This window comes from Streptomyces sp. NPDC007929 (assembly GCF_042959065.1).
In the GTDB taxonomy this organism is placed as follows: Bacteria; Actinomycetota; Actinomycetes; order Streptomycetales; family Streptomycetaceae; genus Streptomyces.
Map to the genome: position 1 here is coordinate 333,234 of NZ_JBIBKD010000009.1, position 21,305 is coordinate 354,538.

18 protein-coding genes are annotated in these 21,305 nt (G+C 69.8%); 16 read left to right on the top strand and 2 right to left on the bottom strand.

The window, feature by feature from the left end; genetic code table 11:
- Positions 1-88 precede the first annotated feature (88 nt).
- The 4 genes from secD to relA all read left to right on the top strand — a co-directional run bounded on the left by secD (position 89) and on the right by relA (position 6,225).
- Positions 89-1,855: a protein translocase subunit SecD gene (secD, locus tag ACFZDE_RS29930; RefSeq protein ID WP_391204987.1), complete on the top strand. Its 1,767-nt coding sequence runs from the start codon at positions 89-91 to the stop codon at positions 1,853-1,855.
- Between the two features lies 1 nt (position 1,856).
- Positions 1,857-2,972: a protein translocase subunit SecF gene (gene secF, locus ACFZDE_RS29935; protein ID WP_391004847.1), complete on the top strand. Its 1,116-nt coding sequence runs from the start codon at positions 1,857-1,859 to the stop codon at positions 2,970-2,972.
- Positions 2,969-3,508, top strand: a complete 540-nt coding sequence (locus ACFZDE_RS29940) for an adenine phosphoribosyltransferase (protein ID WP_391004849.1) — start codon at positions 2,969-2,971, stop codon at positions 3,506-3,508. The genes secF and ACFZDE_RS29940 overlap by 4 nt, the downstream gene beginning before the upstream one ends.
- A 194-nt stretch (positions 3,509-3,702) precedes the next feature.
- Positions 3,703-6,225: a GTP pyrophosphokinase gene (gene relA / locus ACFZDE_RS29945; protein WP_391004851.1), complete on the top strand. Its 2,523-nt coding sequence runs from the start codon at positions 3,703-3,705 to the stop codon at positions 6,223-6,225.
- A gap of 85 nt (positions 6,226-6,310) precedes the next feature.
- Here the strand turns inward: relA and ACFZDE_RS29950 are convergent, their stop codons facing one another.
- Complete coding sequence (locus tag ACFZDE_RS29950; RefSeq protein WP_391004853.1) at positions 6,311-7,540, bottom strand: DUF349 domain-containing protein; 1,230 nt, start codon at positions 7,538-7,540, stop codon at positions 6,311-6,313.
- Positions 7,541-7,675: 135 nt separating this feature from the next.
- Complete coding sequence (locus tag ACFZDE_RS29955; protein WP_391204990.1) at positions 7,676-8,518, bottom strand: peptidylprolyl isomerase; 843 nt, start codon at positions 8,516-8,518, stop codon at positions 7,676-7,678.
- A gap of 169 nt (positions 8,519-8,687) precedes the next feature.
- Here ACFZDE_RS29955 and ACFZDE_RS29960 point away from each other — a divergent pair, with 169 nt between their 5' ends.
- The 12 genes from ACFZDE_RS29960 (at position 8,688) to ACFZDE_RS30015 (ending at position 21,210) form a co-directional block, all read left to right on the top strand.
- Positions 8,688-9,395, top strand: coding sequence for an MBL fold metallo-hydrolase (locus ACFZDE_RS29960; protein ID WP_391204993.1), 708 nt, complete (start codon positions 8,688-8,690; stop codon positions 9,393-9,395).
- Between the two features lie 11 nt (positions 9,396-9,406).
- Complete coding sequence (gene hisS / locus ACFZDE_RS29965) at positions 9,407-10,669, top strand: histidine--tRNA ligase (RefSeq protein WP_391004859.1); 1,263 nt, start codon at positions 9,407-9,409, stop codon at positions 10,667-10,669.
- A 268-nt stretch (positions 10,670-10,937) separates the two neighbouring features.
- Positions 10,938-11,594: a vitamin K epoxide reductase family protein gene (locus ACFZDE_RS29970; RefSeq protein WP_391004861.1), complete on the top strand. Its 657-nt coding sequence runs from the start codon at positions 10,938-10,940 to the stop codon at positions 11,592-11,594.
- A gap of 56 nt (positions 11,595-11,650) precedes the next feature.
- Entirely contained in the window at positions 11,651-13,003 is a 1,353-nt protein-coding gene (locus ACFZDE_RS29975; protein WP_391204997.1) for an AAA family ATPase, read from the top strand.
- 301 nt (positions 13,004-13,304) lie between these two features.
- Positions 13,305-13,919, top strand: a complete 615-nt coding sequence (gene rpsD / locus ACFZDE_RS29980; RefSeq protein WP_031104240.1) for a 30S ribosomal protein S4 — start codon at positions 13,305-13,307, stop codon at positions 13,917-13,919.
- Between the two features lie 176 nt (positions 13,920-14,095).
- Positions 14,096-14,536 carry a DUF948 domain-containing protein gene (locus ACFZDE_RS29985; RefSeq protein ID WP_391004866.1) on the top strand — a complete coding sequence of 147 codons (441 nt, stop codon included), beginning with the start codon at positions 14,096-14,098 and terminating at the stop codon, positions 14,534-14,536.
- A gap of 9 nt (positions 14,537-14,545) precedes the next feature.
- Positions 14,546-14,899, top strand: a complete 354-nt coding sequence (locus ACFZDE_RS29990; RefSeq protein WP_033309654.1) for a hypothetical protein — start codon at positions 14,546-14,548, stop codon at positions 14,897-14,899.
- Positions 14,899-17,568: an alanine--tRNA ligase gene (gene alaS / locus ACFZDE_RS29995; RefSeq protein WP_391205000.1), complete on the top strand. Its 2,670-nt coding sequence runs from the start codon at positions 14,899-14,901 to the stop codon at positions 17,566-17,568. Before ACFZDE_RS29990 ends, alaS begins: the two co-directional genes overlap by 1 nt.
- Positions 17,569-17,584: 16 nt before the next feature.
- A complete protein-coding gene (gene ruvX / locus ACFZDE_RS30000; RefSeq protein ID WP_031104244.1) occupies positions 17,585-18,049 on the top strand; it encodes a Holliday junction resolvase RuvX in 465 nt (154 codons plus the stop codon).
- A gap of 121 nt (positions 18,050-18,170) precedes the next feature.
- Positions 18,171-19,904, top strand: coding sequence for an endolytic transglycosylase MltG (mltG, locus tag ACFZDE_RS30005; protein WP_391205004.1), 1,734 nt, complete (start codon positions 18,171-18,173; stop codon positions 19,902-19,904).
- Positions 19,905-19,914: 10 nt separating this feature from the next.
- Complete coding sequence (locus tag ACFZDE_RS30010; RefSeq protein ID WP_391004873.1) at positions 19,915-20,742, top strand: shikimate dehydrogenase; 828 nt, start codon at positions 19,915-19,917, stop codon at positions 20,740-20,742.
- A gap of 51 nt (positions 20,743-20,793) precedes the next feature.
- Complete coding sequence (locus ACFZDE_RS30015) at positions 20,794-21,210, top strand: hypothetical protein (protein WP_391205007.1); 417 nt, start codon at positions 20,794-20,796, stop codon at positions 21,208-21,210.
- Positions 21,211-21,305 lie beyond the last annotated feature (95 nt).

The following is a 21,305-nucleotide window of genomic DNA, read 5'->3' on the forward strand; positions in this document are numbered from 1 at the left end:
CGCCCAGCTCGCACGGAATCCCGACACCATGTCATGGCCGCCCGTCCGCCGATCCGGAGCGAGGTGGCCCGAGAGGGAGTACGAGAAGGTGGCCACACCTAAAAAGGGCCGGAGCGCGAGCGCCCAGAGCAAGCCGGGGCGCTCGCTGGCCCTGATCCTGATCGCCATCGCGGCGCTCACCGGTGGGATGTTCGCCTCGGGGCACACGACGCCGCGACTGGGCATCGACCTCGCCGGCGGTACGAGCATCACGCTCCGCGCGGTCCCCGAGGCCGGCAACGAGGCGGCGATCAACAAGACCAACATGGACACGGCCGTCTCCATCATGGAGCGCCGCGTCAATGGTCTGGGCGTCTCGGAGGCCGAGGTCCAGACGCAGGGCCGCGACAACATCGTCGTGAACATCCCCAAGGGGACCAACTCCGAGCAGGCCCGCAAGCAGGTCGGCACCACCGCCAAGCTCTACTTCCGCCCGGTCATCGCCACCGAGGTCTCCGGCGGCCAGGGCGCGGCCAGCCCCTCCCCGAGCCCCACCGGCAGCCCCACGGGCAAGCCGTCCGGCGAGGCGAGCGACAAGCCCGCGGCCACCGACAAGAACTCCAGCTCGCCGTCCGCCACGGCCACCACCCAGGGCCGCGCGGTCACCGACGCGCTGAAGGCCGACGCCACGCCGTCCGCGAGCGCCTCGGACAAGCCCGCGACGAGCCCCTCCCCGTCGGGAAGCGGCGGCACCGCGCAGGACGACGCGAACGCGCTGCAGGCGAAGTACGCCAAGCTCGACTGCACGGACTCCAAGACCCGCTCCACTGTGGGTGACGGCGTCAAGGCCTCCCAGCCCACCCTGGCCTGCGGTAAGAACGCGCAGGGCCAGTGGCAGAAGTACATCCTCGGCCCCGCCGCGGTCGACGGCACGGACGTCGACAAGGCCCAGGCCACCCTGGACACCCAGCGGGGCGCGGGCTGGACGGTCCAGATGGACTTCACCGACGGCGGCGCCAAGAAGTTCGCGGACATCACCGGCAAGCTGGCGCAGAACCAGTCCCCGCAGAACCAGTTCGCGATCGTCCTGGACGGCGACGTCGTCTCCGACCCGTACGTCCGCCAGGCCCTGACCGGCGGCAACGCCGAGATCTCCGGCAACTTCAACCAGCAGTCCGCGCAGGACCTGTCCAACATGCTGAGCTACGGTGCGCTGCCGCTGACCTTCAAGGTCGACAGCATGACGACCGTGACCGCCGCACTGGGCGGTGACCAGCTGCAGGCCGGCCTGATCGCCGGCGCGATCGGTCTCGCGCTGGTCATCGTCTACCTGCTGGCCTACTACCGCGGTCTGGCGTTCGTCGCGATCCTCTCGCTGCTGGTCTCCGCCGCCCTCACCTACACGCTCATGGCCCTGCTCGGCCCGGCCATCGGCTTCGCGCTGAACCTGCCGGCCGTCTGCGGCGCCATCGTCGCCATCGGCATCACGGCGGACTCGTTCATCGTCTACTTCGAACGCGTCCGCGACGAGATCCGCGAGGGCCGTACGCTGCGCCCCGCCGTCGAGCGGGGCTGGCCCCGCGCCCGGCGCACCATCCTGGTCTCCGACTTCGTGTCGTTCCTCGCCGCCGCGGTGCTCTTCATCGTCACCGTCGGCAAGGTGCGTGGCTTCGCCTTCACGCTCGGCCTGACCACGCTGCTCGACGTCGTCGTGGTCTTCCTCTTCACCAAGCCGCTGCTGACCCTGCTGGCCCGTCGCCCCTTCTTCGCGAACGGCCACAAGTGGTCCGGCCTCGACCCGAAGAGCCTGGGTGCCCAGCCGCCACTGCGCCGCACCCGCCGTCCCTCCGCCCCCGTCGAGACGAAGGAGGCGTGAGATGTCGAAACTCGGCAACCTCGGCGCCCGGCTGCACCGCGGCGAGATCGGCTACGACTTCGTCAAGAACCGCAAGATCTGGTACGGCCTGTCGATCCTGATCACCATCACGGCCATCGTCGGCCTGGCGGTGCGCGGCCTGAACATGGGCATCGAGTTCCAGGGCGGCGCCGTCTTCACCACCCCGAAGAACGTCAGCGTCTCGGTGTCCCAGGCCGAGGAGTACGCGGAAACGGCCTCCGGCCACGACGCGATCGTCCAGAAGCTCGGCGACGGCAGCCTGCGGATCCAGGTCGCGGGCATCGAGACCGACAAGGCCAACCAGATCAGGGCCGAGCTGTCGGACGACCTCAAGGTCGACTCGGAGCAGATCAACGCCGAACTGGTCGGCCCCAGCTGGGGTGAGCAGATCGCCAACAAGGCCTGGCAGGGCCTCGGCATCTTCCTGATCCTCGTGGTGATCTACCTGGCGATCGCGTTCGAGTGGCGCATGGCGGTCGCCGCCTTCATCGCGCTGATCCACGACATCACCATCACCGTCGGCATCTACGCCCTGGTCGGCTTCGAGGTCACACCGGGCACGGTGATCGGTCTGCTGACCATCCTCGGCTATTCGCTCTACGACACGGTCGTGGTGTTCGACAGCCTCAAGGAGCAGACGAAGGACCTCACCAAGCAGACCCGCTGGACCTACAGCGACGTCGCCAACCGCTCGATCAACAGCACCCTGGTCCGCTCCATCAACACCACCGTGGTCGCGCTGCTGCCGGTCGCGGGCCTGCTGTTCATCGGTGGCGGTGTCCTCGGCGCCGGCATGCTGAACGACATCTCGCTGTCGCTGTTCGTCGGCCTCGCCGCCGGTGCCTACTCCTCGATCTTCATCGCCACGCCGCTCGTCGCCGACCTCAAGGAGCGCGAGCCGGCGATGAAGGCGCTGAAGAAGCGCGTCCTCGCCAAGCGGGCCCAGGCCGCCGCCAAGGGCGAGACCGAGGTCCAGGGCGACGACGAGGCGTACCCGGACGAGCCCGAGGACGCCGCACCCGCGGTGGTCGGGCCGCGCAACCAGCCCGCCTCGCGCACCCGCGGCCGCGGCCGCCCCTCGGGGAAGCGCCGATGACCGACATCAAGGAGCTGCTGCTCAGCCGCATCCGCGACGTGGCCGACTACCCGGAGCCGGGCGTGATGTTCAAGGACATCACCCCGCTCCTGGCGGACCCGGCGGCGTTCACCGCCCTGACCGACGCCCTCGCCGAGATCGCCGGGCGCAGCGGCGCCACCAAGGTCATCGGCCTGGAGGCCCGCGGCTTCATCCTCGGCGCCCCGGTCGCGATCCGCGCCGGGCTCGGCTTCATCCCCGTACGCAAGGCGGGCAAGCTCCCCGGAGCGACCCTCGCCCAGGCCTACGACCTGGAGTACGGCTCGGCGGAGATCGAGGTGCACGCCGAGGACCTCACCGCCGAGGACCGTGTGCTGGTCATCGACGACGTCCTCGCCACCGGCGGCACCGCCGAGGCCTCGGTCCAGCTCATCCGCCGGGCCGGCGCCGAGGTCGCGGGACTCGCCGTCCTCATGGAGCTCGGCTTCCTGAGCGGCCGCGCCCGCCTGGAGCCGGTGCTGAACGGCGCCCCGCTGGAGGCACTGCTCACGGTCTAGCGACCTCGGCGTCCCGGCGGACACCGGCACCACACCGCGGAGGCGGGCCCGGAGGAATCCGGAGCCCGCCTCCCGCGTTGGTGCGGGGTAGACGGTCCTCACATTGGCCTGAAGGCGATCCTGGAGCCCAGGATCGCTACCATGGGGTCTCCGGAACCTGACCGGGGGACCCGGATCGCGCACGAGGAGCCCTCTTGCCAGACGAGGCCCAGCACCTGACCGCCGCCAAGCCCGAGTCCGCCTCGGCAGCCGCGGCGAAGCCCGCGCCGAACGCGCCCCACGCGAAGAACGACACCCGCGGGGCCGTCGAGCATGCCCAGGGGGCACCGGTCGACAAGCCCGCCGAGCAGTCGCGGCCCAAGCCCACCCCGCCGCCCGCGGTCCGTCAGGCAGCCGGGCAGCCGGCCCGCTCCGGCTCCTCCAACCGCGTCCGCGCCCGTCTGGCCCGGCTCGGTGTGCAGCGCGCGAACCCGTACAACCCGGTGCTGGAGCCGCTGCTGCGGATAGTGCGCAGCAACGACCCGAAGATCGAGACGGCCACCCTCCGCCAGATCGAGCGCGCCTACCAGGTCGCCGAGCGCTGGCACCGCGGCCAGAAGCGCAAGAGCGGCGACCCGTACATCACGCACCCCCTCGCCGTCACCACCATCCTCGCCGAGCTGGGCATGGATCCGGCCACGCTGATGGCCGGCCTGCTGCACGACACCGTCGAGGACACCGAGTACGGCCTGGACGACCTGCGCCGCGACTTCGGCGACGTCGTCACGCTGCTCGTCGACGGCGTCACCAAGCTGGACAAGGTCAAGTTCGGCGAGGCCGCACAGGCCGAGACCGTGCGCAAGATGGTCGTCGCCATGGCCAAGGACCCCCGCGTCCTGGTCATCAAGCTCGCCGACCGCCTGCACAACATGCGCACCATGCGCTACCTCAAGCGCGAGAAGCAGGAGAAGAAGGCGCGCGAGACCCTGGAGATCTACGCGCCGCTCGCCCACCGACTGGGCATGAACACCATCAAGTGGGAGCTGGAGGACCTCGCCTTCGCGATCCTCTACCCCAAGATGTACGACGAGATCGTCCGGCTGGTGGCCGAGCGGGCACCCAAGCGCGACGAGTACCTGGCCATCGTCACCGACGAGGTCCAGCAGGACCTGCGCGCGGCCCGTATCAAGGCGACCGTCACCGGCCGCCCCAAGCACTACTACAGCGTCTACCAGAAGATGATCGTCCGCGGCCGGGACTTCGCGGAGATCTACGACCTGGTGGGCATCCGCGTCCTCGTGGACACCGTCCGCGACTGCTACGCGGCCCTCGGCACCGTGCACGCGCGATGGAACCCGGTCCCCGGCCGGTTCAAGGACTACATCGCGATGCCCAAGTTCAACATGTACCAGTCGCTGCACACGACGGTCATCGGCCCCGGCGGCAAGCCCGTCGAGCTGCAGATCCGCACCTTCGACATGCACCGCCGCGCCGAGTACGGCATCGCCGCGCACTGGAAGTACAAGCAAGAGGCCGTCGCCGGTGCCTCCAAGGTGCGCAGCGACGCCCCGAAGTCGTCCGGCAAGAGCAAGGACGACCACCTCAACGACATGGCGTGGCTGCGCCAGCTCCTGGACTGGCAGAAGGAGACCGAGGACCCGGGCGAGTTCCTGGAGTCCCTGCGCTTCGACCTGTCCCGCAACGAGGTCTTCGTCTTCACCCCCAAGGGCGACGTCATAGCGCTCCCCGCCGGGGCCACCCCGGTGGACTTCGCCTACGCCGTGCACACCGAGGTCGGGCACCGCACCATCGGCGCCCGTGTCAACGGCCGGCTGGTCCCCCTGGAGTCCACCCTCGACAACGGCGACCTGGTGGAGGTCTTCACCTCCAAGGCGGCCGGTGCCGGCCCCTCCCGTGACTGGCTCGGCTTCGTCAAATCACCGCGCGCCCGCAACAAGATCCGGGCCTGGTTCTCCAAGGAACGCCGCGACGAGGCGATCGAGCAGGGCAAGGACGCCATCGTCCGGGCGATGCGCAAGCAGAACCTGCCGATCCAGCGCATCCTGACCGGCGACTCCCTGGTGACCCTCGCGCACGAGATGCGCTACGCCGACATCTCCGCGCTGTACGCGGCCATCGGCGAGGGCCATGTCTCCGCGCAGAACATCGTGCAGAAGCTGGTCCAGGCCCTCGGCGGTGAGGAGGCCGCCACCGAGGAGATCGACGAGTCGGTCCCGCCGGCCCGGGGCCGCAGCCGCAAGCGCCGCTCCAGCGCCGACCCCGGCGTCGTCGTCAAGGGCGTCGAGGACGTGTGGGTCAAGCTGGCCCGCTGCTGCACCCCGGTGCCCGGTGACCCGATCATCGGCTTCGTCACCCGCGGCAGCGGCGTCTCGGTGCACCGCAGCGACTGTGTGAACGTCGACTCGCTGTCCCGCGAGCCGGAGCGGATCCTCGAGGTCGAGTGGGCGCCCACCCAGTCCTCGGTGTTCCTGGTCGCCATCCAGGTCGAGGCGCTGGACCGCTCCCGGCTGCTGTCGGACGTCACCCGCGTGCTGTCCGACCAGCACGTCAACATCCTCTCCGCGGCCGTCCAGACCTCCCGCGACCGGGTCGCCACCTCCCGCTTCACCTTCGAGATGGGCGACCCGAAGCACCTCGGCCATGTGCTGAAGGCGGTCCGGGGCGTGGAGGGCGTCTACGACGTGTACCGGGTGACGTCGGCGCGCAGCAGGTCCTAACCAACGTCAGCGGTCGTCACCTCCGACCACACGAAAGGGGCTCCCGTACACCGTGTACGGGAGCCCCTTCTCGGTCGATCGCCGCTCAGCCGCCGAACTCCTGCAGACCCTTCAGCGCCTGGTCCAGCAGCGCCTGCCGGCCGTCGAGCTCACGCTGGAGCTTGTCGGCCTTGGCGTTGTTGCCCTGCGCGCGCGCCTGCTCGATCTGGCCCCGCAGCTTGTCCACCGCGGCCTGGAGCTGGCCGGTCAGACCCTCGGCACGCGCGCGTGCCTCCGGGTTCGTCCGGCGCCACTCGGCCTCCTCGGCCTCCTGGATGGCCCGCTCGACCGCGTGCATCCGGCCCTCGACCTTCGGCCGGGCGTCGCGCGGCACATGGCCGATGGCCTCCCAGCGCTCGTTCACGTGCCGGAACGCGGCGCGGGCCGCCTTCAGGTCCGTGATCGGCAGGAGCTTCTCGGCCTCCTCGGCCAGCTCCTCCTTGAGCTTGAGGTTCTCCGACTGCTCGGCGTCCCGCTCGGCGAAGACCGAGCTGCGGGCCGCGAAGAAGACGTCCTGGGCGCCGCGGAAGCGGTTCCACAGATCGTCCTCGTGTTCGCGCTGTGCGCGGCCCGCGGCCTTCCACTCGGACATCAGCTCGCGGTAGCGCGCCGCCGTGACGCCCCAGTCCGTCGAGTTCGACAGCGCCTCGGCCTCGGAGACCAGCCGCTCCTTGGTCTTGCGGGCCTCCTCGCGCTGCGCGTCCAGCTGCGCGAAGTGCTGCTTGCGCCGCTTGGAGAACGCCGAGCGCGCGTGCGAGAACCGGTGCCACAGCTCGTCGTCGGACTTGCGGTCCAGGCGCGGCAGACCCTTCCAGGTGTCCACCAGGGCCCGCAGCCGCTCACCGGCGGCCCGCCACTGGTCGGACTGCGACAGCTCCTCCGCCTCGGCGACCAGCGCCTCCTTGGCGTGCCGGGCCTCGTCGGACTGCTTCGCCCGCTGCGCCTTGCGCTCCTCGCGGCGCGCCTCCACCAGCTCCACGAGCTTGTCCAGCCGGACCCGCAGGGCGTCCAGGTCGCCCACCACGTGGTGCGCGTCGACCTGCTCGCGGATGTGGTCGATGGCCGCCTGGGCGTCCTTCGCCGACAGGTCGGTGGTCTTCACTCGCTTCTCGAGGAGGCCGATCTCGACAACCAGGCCCTCGTACTTGCGCTCGAAATAGGCCAGCGCCTCCTCGGGGGAGCCTGCCTGCCAGGAACCGACGACCTGCTCGCCGTCGGCCGTACGCACGTACACGGTCCCCGTCTCGTCGACGCGGCCCCACGGGTCGCTGCTCACAGCGCCTCCTCCACATGATGCCTGCGGGGGGCCTCAGCTCCCCCGGGCATCGTCCACAGTTTCGTCACGGCCAACATAGGCGACCGGCGGGGGGCGTGTCCGCATCCCGCGCGACCGAAATTTCGCAGTTGGGGGTCAGGATTCGGTGATCGTGGCCTTGTTGATCACGACGGTCGCGTTGGGCGCCGTATTGCCCGTCTGAGGGTCGGGAGCCTGCGCCCCGGCGTCCGCGATTTTCTTCAGGACCTTCATGCCCGCCTCGGACACCGTGCCGAACGGTGTGTAGTCGGGCGGCAGCTGACTGTCCTGGTAGACGAGGAAGAACTGGCTGCCGCCGCTGTCGCGGCCCTGCTTCGTCTGCGCGTTGTACTGGTTGGCCATCGCGACCGTGCCCGCCGGGTACGTGCCGCCCTTGAGGCTCTTGTCCTTGAGGTTCTCGTCCGGAATGGTGTAGCCCGGTCCGCCCATGCCGGTGCCCTGCGGGTCGCCGCACTGCAGGACGAAGATGCCCTGGCTCGTGAGCCGGTGGCACTTGCTGTGGTCCAGATAGCCCTTGCCGAGAAGGAAGTTGAACGAGTTGACGGTGTGCGGCGCGGCCGACGCCTTCAGCGCGACGTCTATCTCACCGCACGTGGTGTCCAGCTTCATCGTGTACTTCGCCGACTTGTCGATGGTCATCGCAGGTTCCTTCTTCCAGGTCTGCGACTCGACCTTGCCCGCGGCGGGCTTCTCGCACGGGTCCGGCGCGTTGCTGGGCGTGGCGCTCGGGGTGACCTCCGCGTTCGCGTTCTCCTTGCCGTCGTCCTCGAACGGCTTGGTCAGGAAGACCGTCACCGAGAGGATCACGATCACGCCGAGAACCGAGGCGATCACGGAGTTGCGGATACGGGCCTTGCGTCGCGCGTCAGTGCGTCGCTGCTGCTGCCGCAAGAACTTCTCCCGGGCGAGCTGACGCCGCCGCTGTTCCTGGCTGACCACCGGGTTCTCTCCTCATGGGTCTCATATGCCGACCGGTACGCGTGCGTCCTGTGTGCCGAGCGCGTGCGTGTGCCCCGTACCGTATATGGGTTCGCTGAGGAATCGGCAGCGCCGGTAGGCTCTGTGAGCAGCCGTAGCCGCCCGTATATCGACACAACGAAGGACGATCGTGCTCATTGCCGGGTTCCCCGCCGGGGCCTGGGGGACGAACTGCTACCTCGTCGCCCCCGCCGCCGGTGAGGAGTGCGTGATCATCGACCCCGGCCATCAGGCCGCCGACGGCGTCGCGGAGACGATCGCCAAGCATCGGCTCAAGCCCGTCGCCGTCGTCCTCACCCACGGCCACATCGACCATGTGGCGTCCGTCGTCCCGGTGTGCGGCGCGCACGACGTGCCGGCCTGGATCCACCCCGACGACCGGTACATGATGAGCGACCCCGAGAAGGGCATCGGCCGGTCCATCGGGATGCCGCTGCTGGGTGAACTGACCGTGGGGGAGCCCGACGACGTCAAGGAGCTCGCCGACGGGGCGAAGCTGGAGCTGGCGGGCCTGGAGCTGTCCGTCGCGCACGCACCCGGCCATACCAAGGGGTCGGTGACCTTCGGCATGCCCGAGGCGGCGGACATCCCGCCGATCCTCTTCTCGGGCGACCTGCTGTTCGCCGGCTCCATCGGACGCACCGACCTGCCCGGCGGTGACATGGCCGAGATGCTCGACTCGCTGGCCCGCGTGTGCCTGCCGCTCGACGACTCGACCGTGGTGCTGTCCGGCCACGGCCCCCAGACCACCATCGGCCAGGAGCGCTCCACCAACCCGTATCTGCGGCAGGTGGCCGCCGGCCAGGGACCCGCCCGGGCTCCCCGACGAGGAATGTGACGAGACCTTCCGTGAGCACCTTCAAGGCCCCCAAGGGCACGTACGACCTGATCCCCCCGGACAGCGCCACCTACCTCGCCGTCCGCGAGGCGATCGCCGCCCCGCTGCGCAACTCCGGCTACGGCTACATCGAGACGCCGGGCTTCGAGAACGTCGAGCTCTTCGCACGCGGGGTCGGTGAGTCCACCGACATCGTGACCAAGGAGATGTACGCCTTCGAGACCAAGGGCGGCGACAAGCTCGCCCTGCGCCCCGAAGGCACGGCCTCCGTCCTGCGCGCCGCGCTGGAGGCCAACCTCCACAAGGCCGGCAACCTCCCGGTCAAGCTCTGGTACTCCGGCTCGTACTACCGCTACGAGCGCCCCCAGAAGGGCCGTTACCGCCACTTCTCCCAGGTCGGTGCCGAGGCGATCGGCGCCGAGGACCCGGCGCTCGACGCCGAGCTGCTCATCCTGGCCGACCAGGCGTACCGCTCCCTGGGCCTGAGCGACTTCAGGATCCTGCTCAACAGCCTCGGTGACCAGGAGTGCCGCCCGGTGTACCGGACGGCGCTCCAGGAGTTCCTGCGCGGTCTGGACCTGGACGAGGACACCCTGCGGCGCGCCGAGATCAACCCGCTGCGCGTCCTGGACGACAAGCGCGAGTCGGTGCAGAAGCAGCTGGGCGACGCGCCCCTGCTGCGCGACTACCTCTGCGACGCCTGCAAGGCGTACCACGAGGAGGTCCGCGAGCTGATCACCGCGGCGGGCGTCTCCTTCGAGGACGACCCCAAGCTGGTGCGTGGCCTGGACTACTACACCCGCACCACCTTCGAGTTCGTCCACGACGGCCTCGGCTCGCAGTCGGCGGTGGGCGGCGGCGGCCGCTACGACGGCCTGTCCGAGATGATCGGCGGCCCCGCGCTGCCGTCCGTCGGCTGGGCCCTCGGCGTCGACCGCACGGTCCTCGCCCTGCAGGCGGAGGGCGTCGAACTCGAACTGCCCGCCACCACCAGCGTGTTCGCCGTCCCGCTCGGCGAGGAGGCCCGCCGCGTGCTGTTCGCCAAGGTCACCGAGCTGCGCAAGAACGGCATCGCGGCCGACTTCTCCTACGGCGGCAAGGGCCTCAAGGGCGCGATGAAGAACGCCAACCGCAGCGGCGCCCGCTACACGGTCGTCGCCGGCGAACGCGATCTCGCCGAGGGCGTCGTCCAGCTCAAGGACATGGAGTCCGGCGAGCAGACGGCGGTGGGCGTGAACGAGATCGTGGCGGAGCTGGAAGCACGCCTGGGCTGATCACCCGCCGGCACGACAACGGCCTCGGCCGCCCCAGCCCGCGCCGCTGGGGCGGCCGAGGCCGTCGCCGTTGATCACCCCTGGACGCCGTTCGGGCCCCCGTGTTCGCACCCCTGTGCTGCCATGCGACGGGCGTCGGCCGAAACGCACCCCTCAGGGGCGACGGGAGAGCCGTCCTTATGTTCACTGAACGGTGGACTCGGGGTCCCGTGCGGCACAATGGCCCCTGCCCGAAGATGTTCAGGTCTCAAGTGACGGAATCGGCGTGATGAGCAAGACGACAGTCAGGGACGTCAGCACGGAATCCGAGCCGGAGCGCGCCGAGATCGCGCCGCGCGCGGAGGGCGGCAGCAAGGCTCTCGCCCTGCTGCTCGTGATCACCGGCGCGGCCGGACTGCTCGCCGCGTGGGTCATCACGATCGACAAGTTCAAGATCCTCGAAGCCAAGGTCGAGGGCAAGACGTTCACGCCCGGCTGCAGCCTCAACCCGGTCGTCTCCTGCGGCAGCGTCATGGAGAGCAAGCAGGCCGCCGTCTTCGGCTTCCCGAACCCGATGCTCGGCATCGTCTGCTACGGCATCGTCATCGGCGTCGGCATGGCCCTGCTCGCCCGCGCCCGCTTCCCGCGCTGGTACTGGCTCACCTTCAACGCCGGCTGCCTCTTCGGCGTGGTCTTCTGCGCCTGGCTGATGTTCCAGTCCCTGTACCGGATCAACGCGCTGTGCCTGTGGTGCAGCCTCGCCTGGGTCGCCACGATCCTGATGTTCTGGTACGTGACGTCGTTCAACATCCGCAAGGGCTTCCTTCCCGCCCCGGGCTGGCTCAAGAGCTTCTTCGGCGAGTTCACCTGGGTCATGCCCGTGCTGCACATCGGCATCATCGGCATGCTGATCCTGACCCGCTGGTGGGACTTCTGGCTCAGCTGAGCCCCCGGTTCCGGGGCCCGGCCGCATTGTCGGTGCCGTCCTTTAGGGTTTCTGACGTGGAGCCCGACCTGTTCACCGCAGCAGCCGAAGAACGCCAGGAGAAGGAGCCGTCCAGCAGCCCCCTGGCGGTCCGGATGCGCCCGCGCACCCTCGACGAGGTCGTGGGCCAGCAGCATCTGCTGAAACCGGGCTCACCCCTGCGCAGACTGGTGGGGGAGGCCTCCGGCCCGGCCGGACCCTCCTCGGTGCTCCTCTGGGGCCCGCCCGGCACCGGCAAGACCACCCTGGCCTACGTCGTCTCCAAGGCGACCGACGCCCGTTTCGTGGAGCTGTCCGCGATCACCGCGGGCGTCAAGGAGGTCCGCGCGGTCATCGACGGCGCCCGCCGCGCCTCCGGCGGCTACGGCAAGGAGACCGTTCTCTTCCTCGACGAGATCCACCGCTTCAGCAAGGCCCAGCAGGACTCCCTGCTCCCGGCCGTCGAGAACCGCTGGGTGACCCTCATCGCGGCGACCACGGAGAACCCGTACTTCTCGGTGATCTCCCCCCTGCTGTCCCGCTCCCTGCTGCTCACCCTCGAACCACTCACCGACGACGACATCAGGAGCCTGATCCGTCGCGCTCTCACCGACGAGCGCGGCCTCAAGGAGTCCGTCACCCTCCCCGAGGAGACCGAGGACCACCTGCTGCGGATCGCCGGCGGCGACGCCCGCCGCGCCCTGACCGCCCTGGAGGCGGCCGCCGGGGCCGCCCTCGACAAGGGTGAGGCGGAGATCGGCCTGACCACCCTGGAGGAGACGGTCGACCGGGCCGCCGTGAAGTACGACCGCGACGGCGACCAGCACTACGACGTGGCCAGCGCCCTGATCAAGTCCATCCGCGGCTCCGACGTCGACGCCGCCCTGCACTACCTGGCCCGGATGATCGAGGCCGGCGAGGACCCCCGCTTCATCGCCCGCCGCCTGATGATCTCCGCCAGCGAGGACATCGGCCTGGCCGACCCGACCGCTCTGCAGACGGCCGTCGCCGCCGCCCAGGCCGTCGCCATGATCGGTTTCCCGGAAGCCGCCCTCACCCTCAGCCACGCCACGATCGCCCTCGCACTCGCCCCCAAGTCCAACGCCGCGACCACCGCGATCGGCGCCGCCCTGGAGGACGTCCGCAAGGGCCTGGCCGGACCCGTCCCCGCCCACCTGCGCGACAGCCACTACAAGGGCGCGACCAAGCTCGGCCACGGCCAGGGCTACGTCTACCCGCACGACCTGCCCGAGGGCATCGCGGCCCAGCAGTACGCCCCCGACGAACTGAAGGGCCGCGAGTACTACGAGCCGACCCGGCACGGCGCGGAGGCCCGCTACGCGGACGCGGTGGAGTGGACCCGGAAGAACCTCGGTCGAAAGCGGTCCTGAGCACCCTGTAAACTCGTCCGGAGTGCCGCGTCCCGTGCAGTCAGAACGGGGCAGTCGGCCGGAGCCCGGTCCCCCGGGACCGGCTCCAGGAGCGTCGCGCACCGTCGAACGGTGTCGCGGGCAGCCCACCACCACCCGTCGCACGACGGAAGCGGTCGGTGGGCCACTCGCGTGCTGCACGTATGTGCCCAGACCAGGGAGCGGCTGCCCACCGAGGTCCACCAGGACCGAGGAGGGTTTCCCCGGCTGCGGATGCGACCTCCCTCAACCCTGACAAGCCGATACAAGGAAGCGAAAAACAGTGGCGAACCAGTCCCGCCCCAAGGTCAAGAAGTCGCGTGCCCTCGGCATCGCGCTGACCCCGAAGGCCGTCAAGTACTTCGAGGCCCGCCCCTACCCGCCCGGTGAGCACGGCCGCGGCCGCAAGCAGAACTCGGACTACAAGGTCCGTCTGCTCGAGAAGCAGCGTCTGCGCGCGCAGTACGACGTGTCCGAGCGCCAGCTCGTCCGCGCCTACGAGCGTGCCTCCAAGGTCCAGGGCAAGACCGGTGAGGCCCTGATCATCGAGCTGGAGCGCCGTCTCGACGCCCTGGTTCTGCGTTCGGGCATCGCCCGCACGATCTACCAGGCCCGCCAGATGGTCGTGCACGGCCACATCGCGGTCAACGGCAAGAAGGTCGACAAGCCCTCCTTCCGTGTCCGTCCGGACGACGTGGTGCAGGTCCGCGAGCGCTCCAAGGAGAAGACCCTCTTCACGATCGCTCGTGAGGGTGGCTTCGCCCCCGACGGTGAGACCCCGCGCTACCTCCAGGTGAACCTCAAGGGCCTGGCGTTCCGCCTGGACCGCGAGCCGAACCGCAAGGAGATCCCGGTGATCTGCGACGAGCAGCTCGTCGTCGAGTACTACGCCCGCTGATCCTCGGCAGGCACGCGGTACCCCAGCCCGCCGTCTCCCCACCTGTACGGGTGGGCGAGGCGGCGGGCTTTCGCGATTCCCCTGCTCCCGCGCGGTAATCCGGTACGGAGCGCAACCTCCGGCGCGATAGGCTCGTCGCACGACTTTTTGATGTTCAGGCACGTTTCAGGGAGCGGGTGCACACAGTGTCCGGTGGAGAGGTTGCCGGGATCCTGGTGGCCGTCTTCTGGGCGATCCTGGTCTCCTTCCTCGCCGTCGCGCTGGCGAGGGTGGCCCAGACGCTCAAGGCGACCACCAAGCTCGTGGCGGACGTGACCGACCAGGCCGTCCCGCTGCTGGCCGACGCCTCCACGGCGGTGCGCTCCGCGCAGACCCAGATCGACCGGGTCGACTCGATCGCCTCCGACGTCCAGGAGGTCACGTCGAACGCCTCGGCGCTGTCGACGACCGTCGCCTCCACCTTCGGCGGCCCCCTGGTCAAGGTCGCGGCCTTCGGCTACGGCGTGCGCCGGGCCCTGGGCGGCCGCAAGGAGGACGTGCCCGCCAAGGCGTCCAGGCGTACCGTGATCGTGGGCCGCACGGTCACCCGGCGCGGTGCCCGAGACAAGAGGGACTGAGAGCCAGCGATGTTCCGCCGCACCTTCTGGTTCACCACGGGCGTCGCCGCCGGTGTGTGGGCCACCACCAAGGTCAATCGCAAGCTGAAGCAGCTGACCCCCGAGAGCCTCGCCAGAACCGCCGGCAACAAGGCGATCGAGGCCGGTCACCGCATCAAGGACCGCGCGGTCGGCTTCGCGCTCGACGTCCGGGACAACATGGCCGTGCGGGAGGCCGAGCTGGGCGACGCCCTCGGGATCAACGAGAATCCCGAACTCCCCGGCCCCCGGCGGTTCGCCGCCATCGAGAACCGCAACAACCCCAAGTACGTCGAGGGTTCGGCGTACCAGACGTACCCGTACAACCGGAATGAGGACCACTGATGGAGTCGGCTGAGATTCGCCGCCGCTGGTTGAGCTTCTTCGAGGAGCGCGGTCACACCGTCGTCCCTTCGGCGTCGCTCATCGCGGACGACCCGACTCTGCTCCTCGTCCCGGCCGGCATGGTGCCCTTCAAGCCCTACTTCCTGGGTGAGGTCAAGCCGCCCTTCGCCCGCGCCACCAGCGTCCAGAAGTGCGTGCGCACGCCGGACATCGAAGAGGTCGGCAAGACCACCCGGCACGGCACGTTCTTCCAGATGTGCGGCAACTTCTCCTTCGGCGACTACTTCAAGGAAGGCGCCATCAAGCTCGCCTGGGAGCTGCTCACCAGCGCCCAGGACAAGGGCGGTTACGGCCTCGACCCCGAGCGCCTGTGGATCACCGTCTACAAGGACGACGACGAGGCCGAGCGCATCTGGCACGAGGTCGTCGGCGTGCCGCGGGAGCGCATCCAGCGCCTGGGCAAGAAGGACAACTACTGGGACATGGGCGTCCCCGGTCCCTGCGGCCCCTGCTCCGAGATCAACTACGACCGCGGCCCCGAGTTCGGTGCCGAGGGCGGCCCCGCCGTCAACGACGAGCGGTACGTGGAGATCTGGAACCTCGTCTTCATGCAGTACGAGCGGGGAGAGGGCCCGGGCAAGGACTACCCGATCCTGGGAGACCTGCCGAGCCAGAACATCGACACCGGCCTCGGTCTCGAACGGCTCGCCATGATTCTGCAGGGCGTGCAGAACATGTACGAGATCGACACCTCCATGGCCGTCATCAACAAGGCCACCGAGCTCACCGGCGTCCGCTACGGCGACGCCCACGGCTCGGACGTCTCCCTGCGCGTGGTCACCGACCACATGCGCACCTCGGTGATGCTCATCGGCGACGGCGTCACCCCCGGCAACGAGGGCCGCGGCTATGTGCTGCGCCGCATCATGCGCCGCGCCATCCGCAACATGCGCCTGCTCGGCGCCACCGGTCCGGTCGTGCAGGACCTGATCGACACCGTGATCGAGATGATGGGCCAGCAGTACCCCGAGCTCATCACCGACCGCGAGCGCATCGAGAAGGTCGCCCTCGCCGAGGAGAACGCCTTCCTCAAGACGCTGAAGGCCGGCACCAACATCCTCGACACGGCCGTCACCGACACCAAGGCCTCCGGCTCCACCGTCCTGCCCGGCGACAAGGCCTTCCTGCTCCACGACACCTGGGGCTTCCCGATCGACCTCACCCTGGAGATGGCCGCCGAACAGGGCCTGTCCGTGGACGAGGACGGCTTCCGGCGCCTGATGAAGGAGCAGCGGGAGCGCGCCAAGGCCGACGCCCAGGCCAAGAAGACCGGGCACGCCGGTGCCGGTGCCTACCGTGAGATCGCCGACCAGGCCGGTGCCACCGACTTCATCGGCTACACCGACACCGAGTCCGAGTCCACGATCGTCGGCATCCTCGTCGACGGCGCCTCCTCCCCGGCCGCCTCCGAGGGCGACGAGGTCGAGATCGTCCTGGACCGCACCCCCTTCTACGCCGAGGGCGGTGGCCAGATCGGCGACACCGGCAAGATCAAGGTCGACACCGGTGCCGTCATCGAGATCCGCGACTGCCAGAAGCCGGTCCCGGGCGTCTACGTCCACAAGGGAGTCGTCCAGGTCGGCGAGGTGACCGTCGGTGCCAAGGCCCATGCCTCGATCGACGGCCGACGCCGTACGGCCATCGCCCGCGCCCACTCGGCCACGCACCTGACCCACCAGGCCCTGCGCGACGCCCTCGGCCCCACGGCCGCCCAGGCCGGTTCCGAGAACCAGCCCGGCCGCTTCCGCTTCGACTTCGGCTCCCCGTCCGCCGTCCCGACGGCCGTGATGACCGACGTCGAGCAGAAGATCAACGAGGTGCTCGCCCGCGACCTGGACGTCCGCGCCGATGTCATGGGCATCGACGAGGCCAAGAAGCAGGGCGCCATCGCCGAGTTCGGCGAGAAGTACGGCGAGCGGGTCCGGGTCGTCACCATCGGCGACTTCTCCAAGGAGCTGTGCGGCGGTACGCACGTCCACAACACCTCGCAGCTCGGCCTGGTCAAGCTGCTCGGCGAATCCTCCATCGGCTCCGGTGTCCGCCGCATCGAGGCCCTGGTCGGTGTGGACGCCTACAACTTCCTCGCCCGGGAGCACACGGTCGTCGCCCAGCTCCAGGAGCTGATCAAGGGCCGCCCGGAGGAGCTCCCGGAGAAGGTCTCCGCCATGCTCGGCAAGCTGAAGGACGCCGAGAAGGAGATCGAGAAGTTCCGCGCCGAGAAGGTCCTCCAGGCCGCCGCCGGTCTCGCCGAGTCCGCCAAGGACGTCCGTGGCGTTGCTGTCGTGACCGGTCAGGTCCCCGACGGCACGACCGCCGACGACCTGCGCAAGCTGGTTCTCGACGTGCGCGGACGCATCCAGGGCGGGCGGGCCGCCGTCGTCGCCCTGTTCACGGTGGCGAACGGCAAGCCGCTCACGGTCATCGCCACCAACGAGGCCGCCCGCGAGCGCGGTCTGAAGGCCGGCGACCTGGTGCGTACGGCCGCCAAGACCCTCGGTGGCGGCGGTGGCGGCAAGCCGGACGTCGCCCAGGGCGGTGGCCAGAACCCGGCTGCCGTCGGTGACGCCGTGGACGCCGTGGAGCGTCTGGTCACCGAGACGGCGAAGTAAGGGCGGGCCGGACAGTATGCGCAGAGGACGTCGACTCGCGATCGACGTCGGGGACGCCCGCATCGGGGTCGCCTCGTGCGACCCCGACGGGATCCTCGCCACCCCGGTGGAGACGGTCCCGGGGCGTGACATCCCCGCAGCCCAGCGACGGTTGAAGCAACTCGTCGAGGAATACGAGCCGCTGGAGGTCGTGGTCGGTCTCCCGCGCTCCCTCAAGGGCGGCGAGGGCCCGGCCGCGGTCAAGGTCCGGGGCTTCACCCAGGAACTGGCCCGCATGATCTCACCGGTTCCGGTGAGACTCGTCGACGAACGGATGACGACCGTCACGGCCAGTCAGGGACTGCGCGCCTCGGGCGTGAAATCCAAGAAGGGCCGGTCCGTCATCGACCAGGCAGCGGCCGTGGTCATCCTGCAACAGGCCCTCGAATCCGAACGGGTGTCAGGTAAAGCACCCGGCGAAGGCGTCGAAGTGGTCATCTGATCGCGATACGGTAACGTTCCGCGCGATGCGGAGGCATTCGAACAGCCACCGCACAGCAAGAGGCGGGACGGGAGCCGGGCCGGAAGCCGCGCGACCGCCGCCTCGCGGCTCTAGGGGATCGATGACTGAGTATGGCCGGGGCCAAGGCTCCGAACCGTGGCATCCGGAGGACCCGTTGTACGGGGACGGCGGATGGGGCGGGCAGCAGGCCCACCAGGGTCAGCAGCCCCCCTACGGCGGCCAGCCGCAGCACTATCCAGAGCAGCCGCAGCAGCCGCAGTACGGCGACTGGGGTACCGGTGACCAGACCGGATACGGCCAAGCGCAGCAGCAGTACCCGTACGACCAGCAGCAGTACGCGGCCCAGGCCCACGGGCAGCAGCAGTACCCCGGCCAACCGGATCACGGACACCAGCAGGCCCAGGGCTACCACCACCAGCAGCAGCAGTACGACACCGGCGGCTGGGTCAACGACCCGCACCAGCAGGCCCCCTACCCCGGTGACCCGGCGGACCCCTACGGCCGCCAGACCGGTGCGTACGGCGGTCAGCAGGACTACTACGGCACGCCCGACGCCTATCCGCCCCCTGAGCCGCCCGGCCGGCGAGGGGTCCCACCCGGCCAGGAGCCCCCGCCGGAACCGGAGACCGACTGGGATCCCGGCCCCGACCAGGGGGAACACGCCTTCTTCGCGGGCGACGACGATGACGACGGCGACGAGCCGGGGGAGCGCCGAGGGCGCGAGGACAAGCGGGGGCGCGGCGGCGGCAAACCGAAGAAGCGCCGCAGCGGTATGGCCTGCCTGCTGGTCGTGGTGCTCCTCGGCGGTGGTCTGGCCGGTGTGAGCTACTTCGGCTACCAGTTCTACCAGGATCGTTTCGGCGACGCCCCGGACTTCGCGGGCGACGGCAACGGGCAGCAGGTGTCCGTCGAGATCCCCGAGGGGGCGCTCGGCTACAAGATCGGCCAGGTGCTGAAGAGCGCGGGGGTCGTCAGGAGTGTCGACGCGTTCGTCGCCGCCCAGGAGGACAACCCGAACGGCAAGGGCATCCAGGACGGCGTCTACACGCTGGAGAAGCACATGTCGGCCGCGAGTGCGGTCGAACTGATGCTCAGCCCGAAGAGCCGCGACAACCTGATCATCGCCGAGGGCCGGCGCAACGCCGACATCTACCGGCTCATCGACAAGCGCCTCAAGGTCAAGGACGGCACCACCGCCGCCGTCGCCAAGAAGGACTACAAGCAGCTCGGCCTGCCCGACTGGGCGCAGAACCACGCCGACGTCAAGGACCCGTTGGAGGGCTTCCTCTACCCCTCCAGCTACGGCGTCAGCGAGGGGCAGAAGCCCGCGGACGTCCTGAAGCAGATGGTCAAGCGGGCCAGTACGACGTACGCGAAGCTCGGCGTCGAGGAGAAGGCCGAGAGCCTCGGACTCGAGGACCCGTGGCAACTGGTCACCGTCGCCAGCCTGGTCCAGGCAGAGGGCACCAGCCACAGCGACTTCCGCAAGATGGCCGAGGTCATCTACAACCGGATGAAGCCCGGCAACCCGCAGACCAACGGCATGCTGGAGTTCGACTCCACCTACAACTACATCAAGAACCAGAGCAAGATCGACCTGAGCCTGAGCGAACTGCGGAACTACGACAACCCGTACAACACGTACTTCCACAAGGGCCTGCCGCCCGGTCCGATCGACAACCCGGGCGAGGACGCGATCAAGGGCACCCTCAAGCCGACGGACGACGGCTGGTACTACTTCATCTCGCTCGACGGCAAGACCAGCAAGTTCACGAAGACGAACGCCGAACACCAGAAGCTGGTCGACCAGTTCAACGCCTCGCGGAACAACTGAGGAAACCCTGATGGCCGCACCACGCCGGGCCGCCGTACTCGGCTCCCCGATCGCCCACTCGCTCTCCCCGGTCCTGCATCGCACCGCCTACCAGGAGCTGGGCCTGGCCGGCTGGACGTACGACAGGTTCGAGGTCGACGAGGCCGGGCTGCCCGCGTTCTTCGAGACGCTCGGCCCCGAGTGGGCCGGGCTCTCGCTGACCATGCCGCTGAAGCGGGCGGTGATCCCGCTGCTCGACGAGATCAGCGAGACCGCGGCCTCGGTCGACGCCGTCAACACCGTCGTCCGCACCGAGGACGGCCGCCGTGTCGGCGACAACACCGACATCCCCGGCATGGTGGCCGCGCTGCGCGAGCACGGCATCGACAAGGTCGACGCCGCCGCCGTCCTCGGCGCGGGCGCCACAGCCTCCTCCGCGCTTGCCGCGCTGTCCCGGATCTGCCCGGGCGAGATCGCCGTCTACGTGCGCAGCGAGGCCCGGGCCGCCGAGATGCGGCAGTGGGCCGAGCGGCTCGACGTCGCCGTCCGGATCGCCGACTGGGCCGACGCCGAGCAGGCCCTGCGCGCCCCCCTGGTGATCAGCACGACACCGGCCGGTGTCACCGACGCCCTCGCCCGGTCGGTGCCCGAGCGCCCGGCGGCTCTCTTCGACGTCCTGTACGACCCCTGGCCGACCGACCTCGCCGCCCGCTGGTCGGCGTACGGCGGCGCCGTCGTCAGCGGTCTCGACCTGCTGGTGCACCAGGCCGTGCTCCAGGTCGAGCAGATGACGGGGCTGGCACCGGCGCCCCTGGAGGCCATGCGAAAAGCGGGCGAGCGGGCACTCGCCGAGCGCTAAGATCCGCTCTCGGTTCCGCAGGGGGCGGAACAGGGGAGGGGAACGTCCGTCATGTCCACAGGTCTGCCTCAGGCGTCCGTCAAGTCACAGATATTCGAGTCCCTGCTGGGATTCCTGCCCGACTGGGTGCAGATCACGGTGCTCGCCCTGATCGTGCTGGCCGTCGTGGCGTCCTGGGCCGTCAAGATCAAGCGCAAGATCGCCCACCGGCGCGCCGTCCGCAGCGGACAGCCGATCCACGCCGCCGCCCGGTACGGGCAGGGGAGCGGTGCGGACTACCTGGGCCAGTACGCGCCGCAGCGGACCGAGGCGGCCGGGCAGCAGGGCAGCGGGGCGGCCCACCTGGGGGCGTACGCCCCGCAGCGGCAGGCCGAGCCCGCCCGGGAGCCGAGCGGCGCCGACTTCCTCGGGGCGTACGCGCCGCAGCGGCGGCAGGGCGACGGCCCGTCCGCGAACGCGTCCGCTTGATGGACCGGCCGCCGGGCGGACGGCCCCGGCGTGGGAGGATCGGAGATGGCGGACCGGGCCGCGCACCCGGCCAAGCCGTCGCCGTGCGCGACGAG

Coding starts and splice junctions, on each gene's coding strand:
- secF (WP_391004847.1), top strand. CDS start 1,857: ATGTCGAAACTCGGCAACCTCGGCGCCCGGCTGCACCGCGGCGAGATC.
- ACFZDE_RS29940 (WP_391004849.1), top strand. CDS start 2,969: ATGACCGACATCAAGGAGCTGCTGCTCAGCCGCATCCGCGACGTGGCC.
- ACFZDE_RS29970 (WP_391004861.1), top strand. CDS start 10,938: ATGAGCAAGACGACAGTCAGGGACGTCAGCACGGAATCCGAGCCGGAG.
- ACFZDE_RS29990 (WP_033309654.1), top strand. CDS start 14,546: ATGTTCCGCCGCACCTTCTGGTTCACCACGGGCGTCGCCGCCGGTGTG.
- alaS (WP_391205000.1), top strand. CDS start 14,899: ATGGAGTCGGCTGAGATTCGCCGCCGCTGGTTGAGCTTCTTCGAGGAG.
- ruvX (WP_031104244.1), top strand. CDS start 17,585: ATGCGCAGAGGACGTCGACTCGCGATCGACGTCGGGGACGCCCGCATC.
- mltG (WP_391205004.1), top strand. CDS start 18,171: ATGACTGAGTATGGCCGGGGCCAAGGCTCCGAACCGTGGCATCCGGAG.
- ACFZDE_RS30010 (WP_391004873.1), top strand. CDS start 19,915: ATGGCCGCACCACGCCGGGCCGCCGTACTCGGCTCCCCGATCGCCCAC.
- ACFZDE_RS30015 (WP_391205007.1), top strand. CDS start 20,794: ATGTCCACAGGTCTGCCTCAGGCGTCCGTCAAGTCACAGATATTCGAG.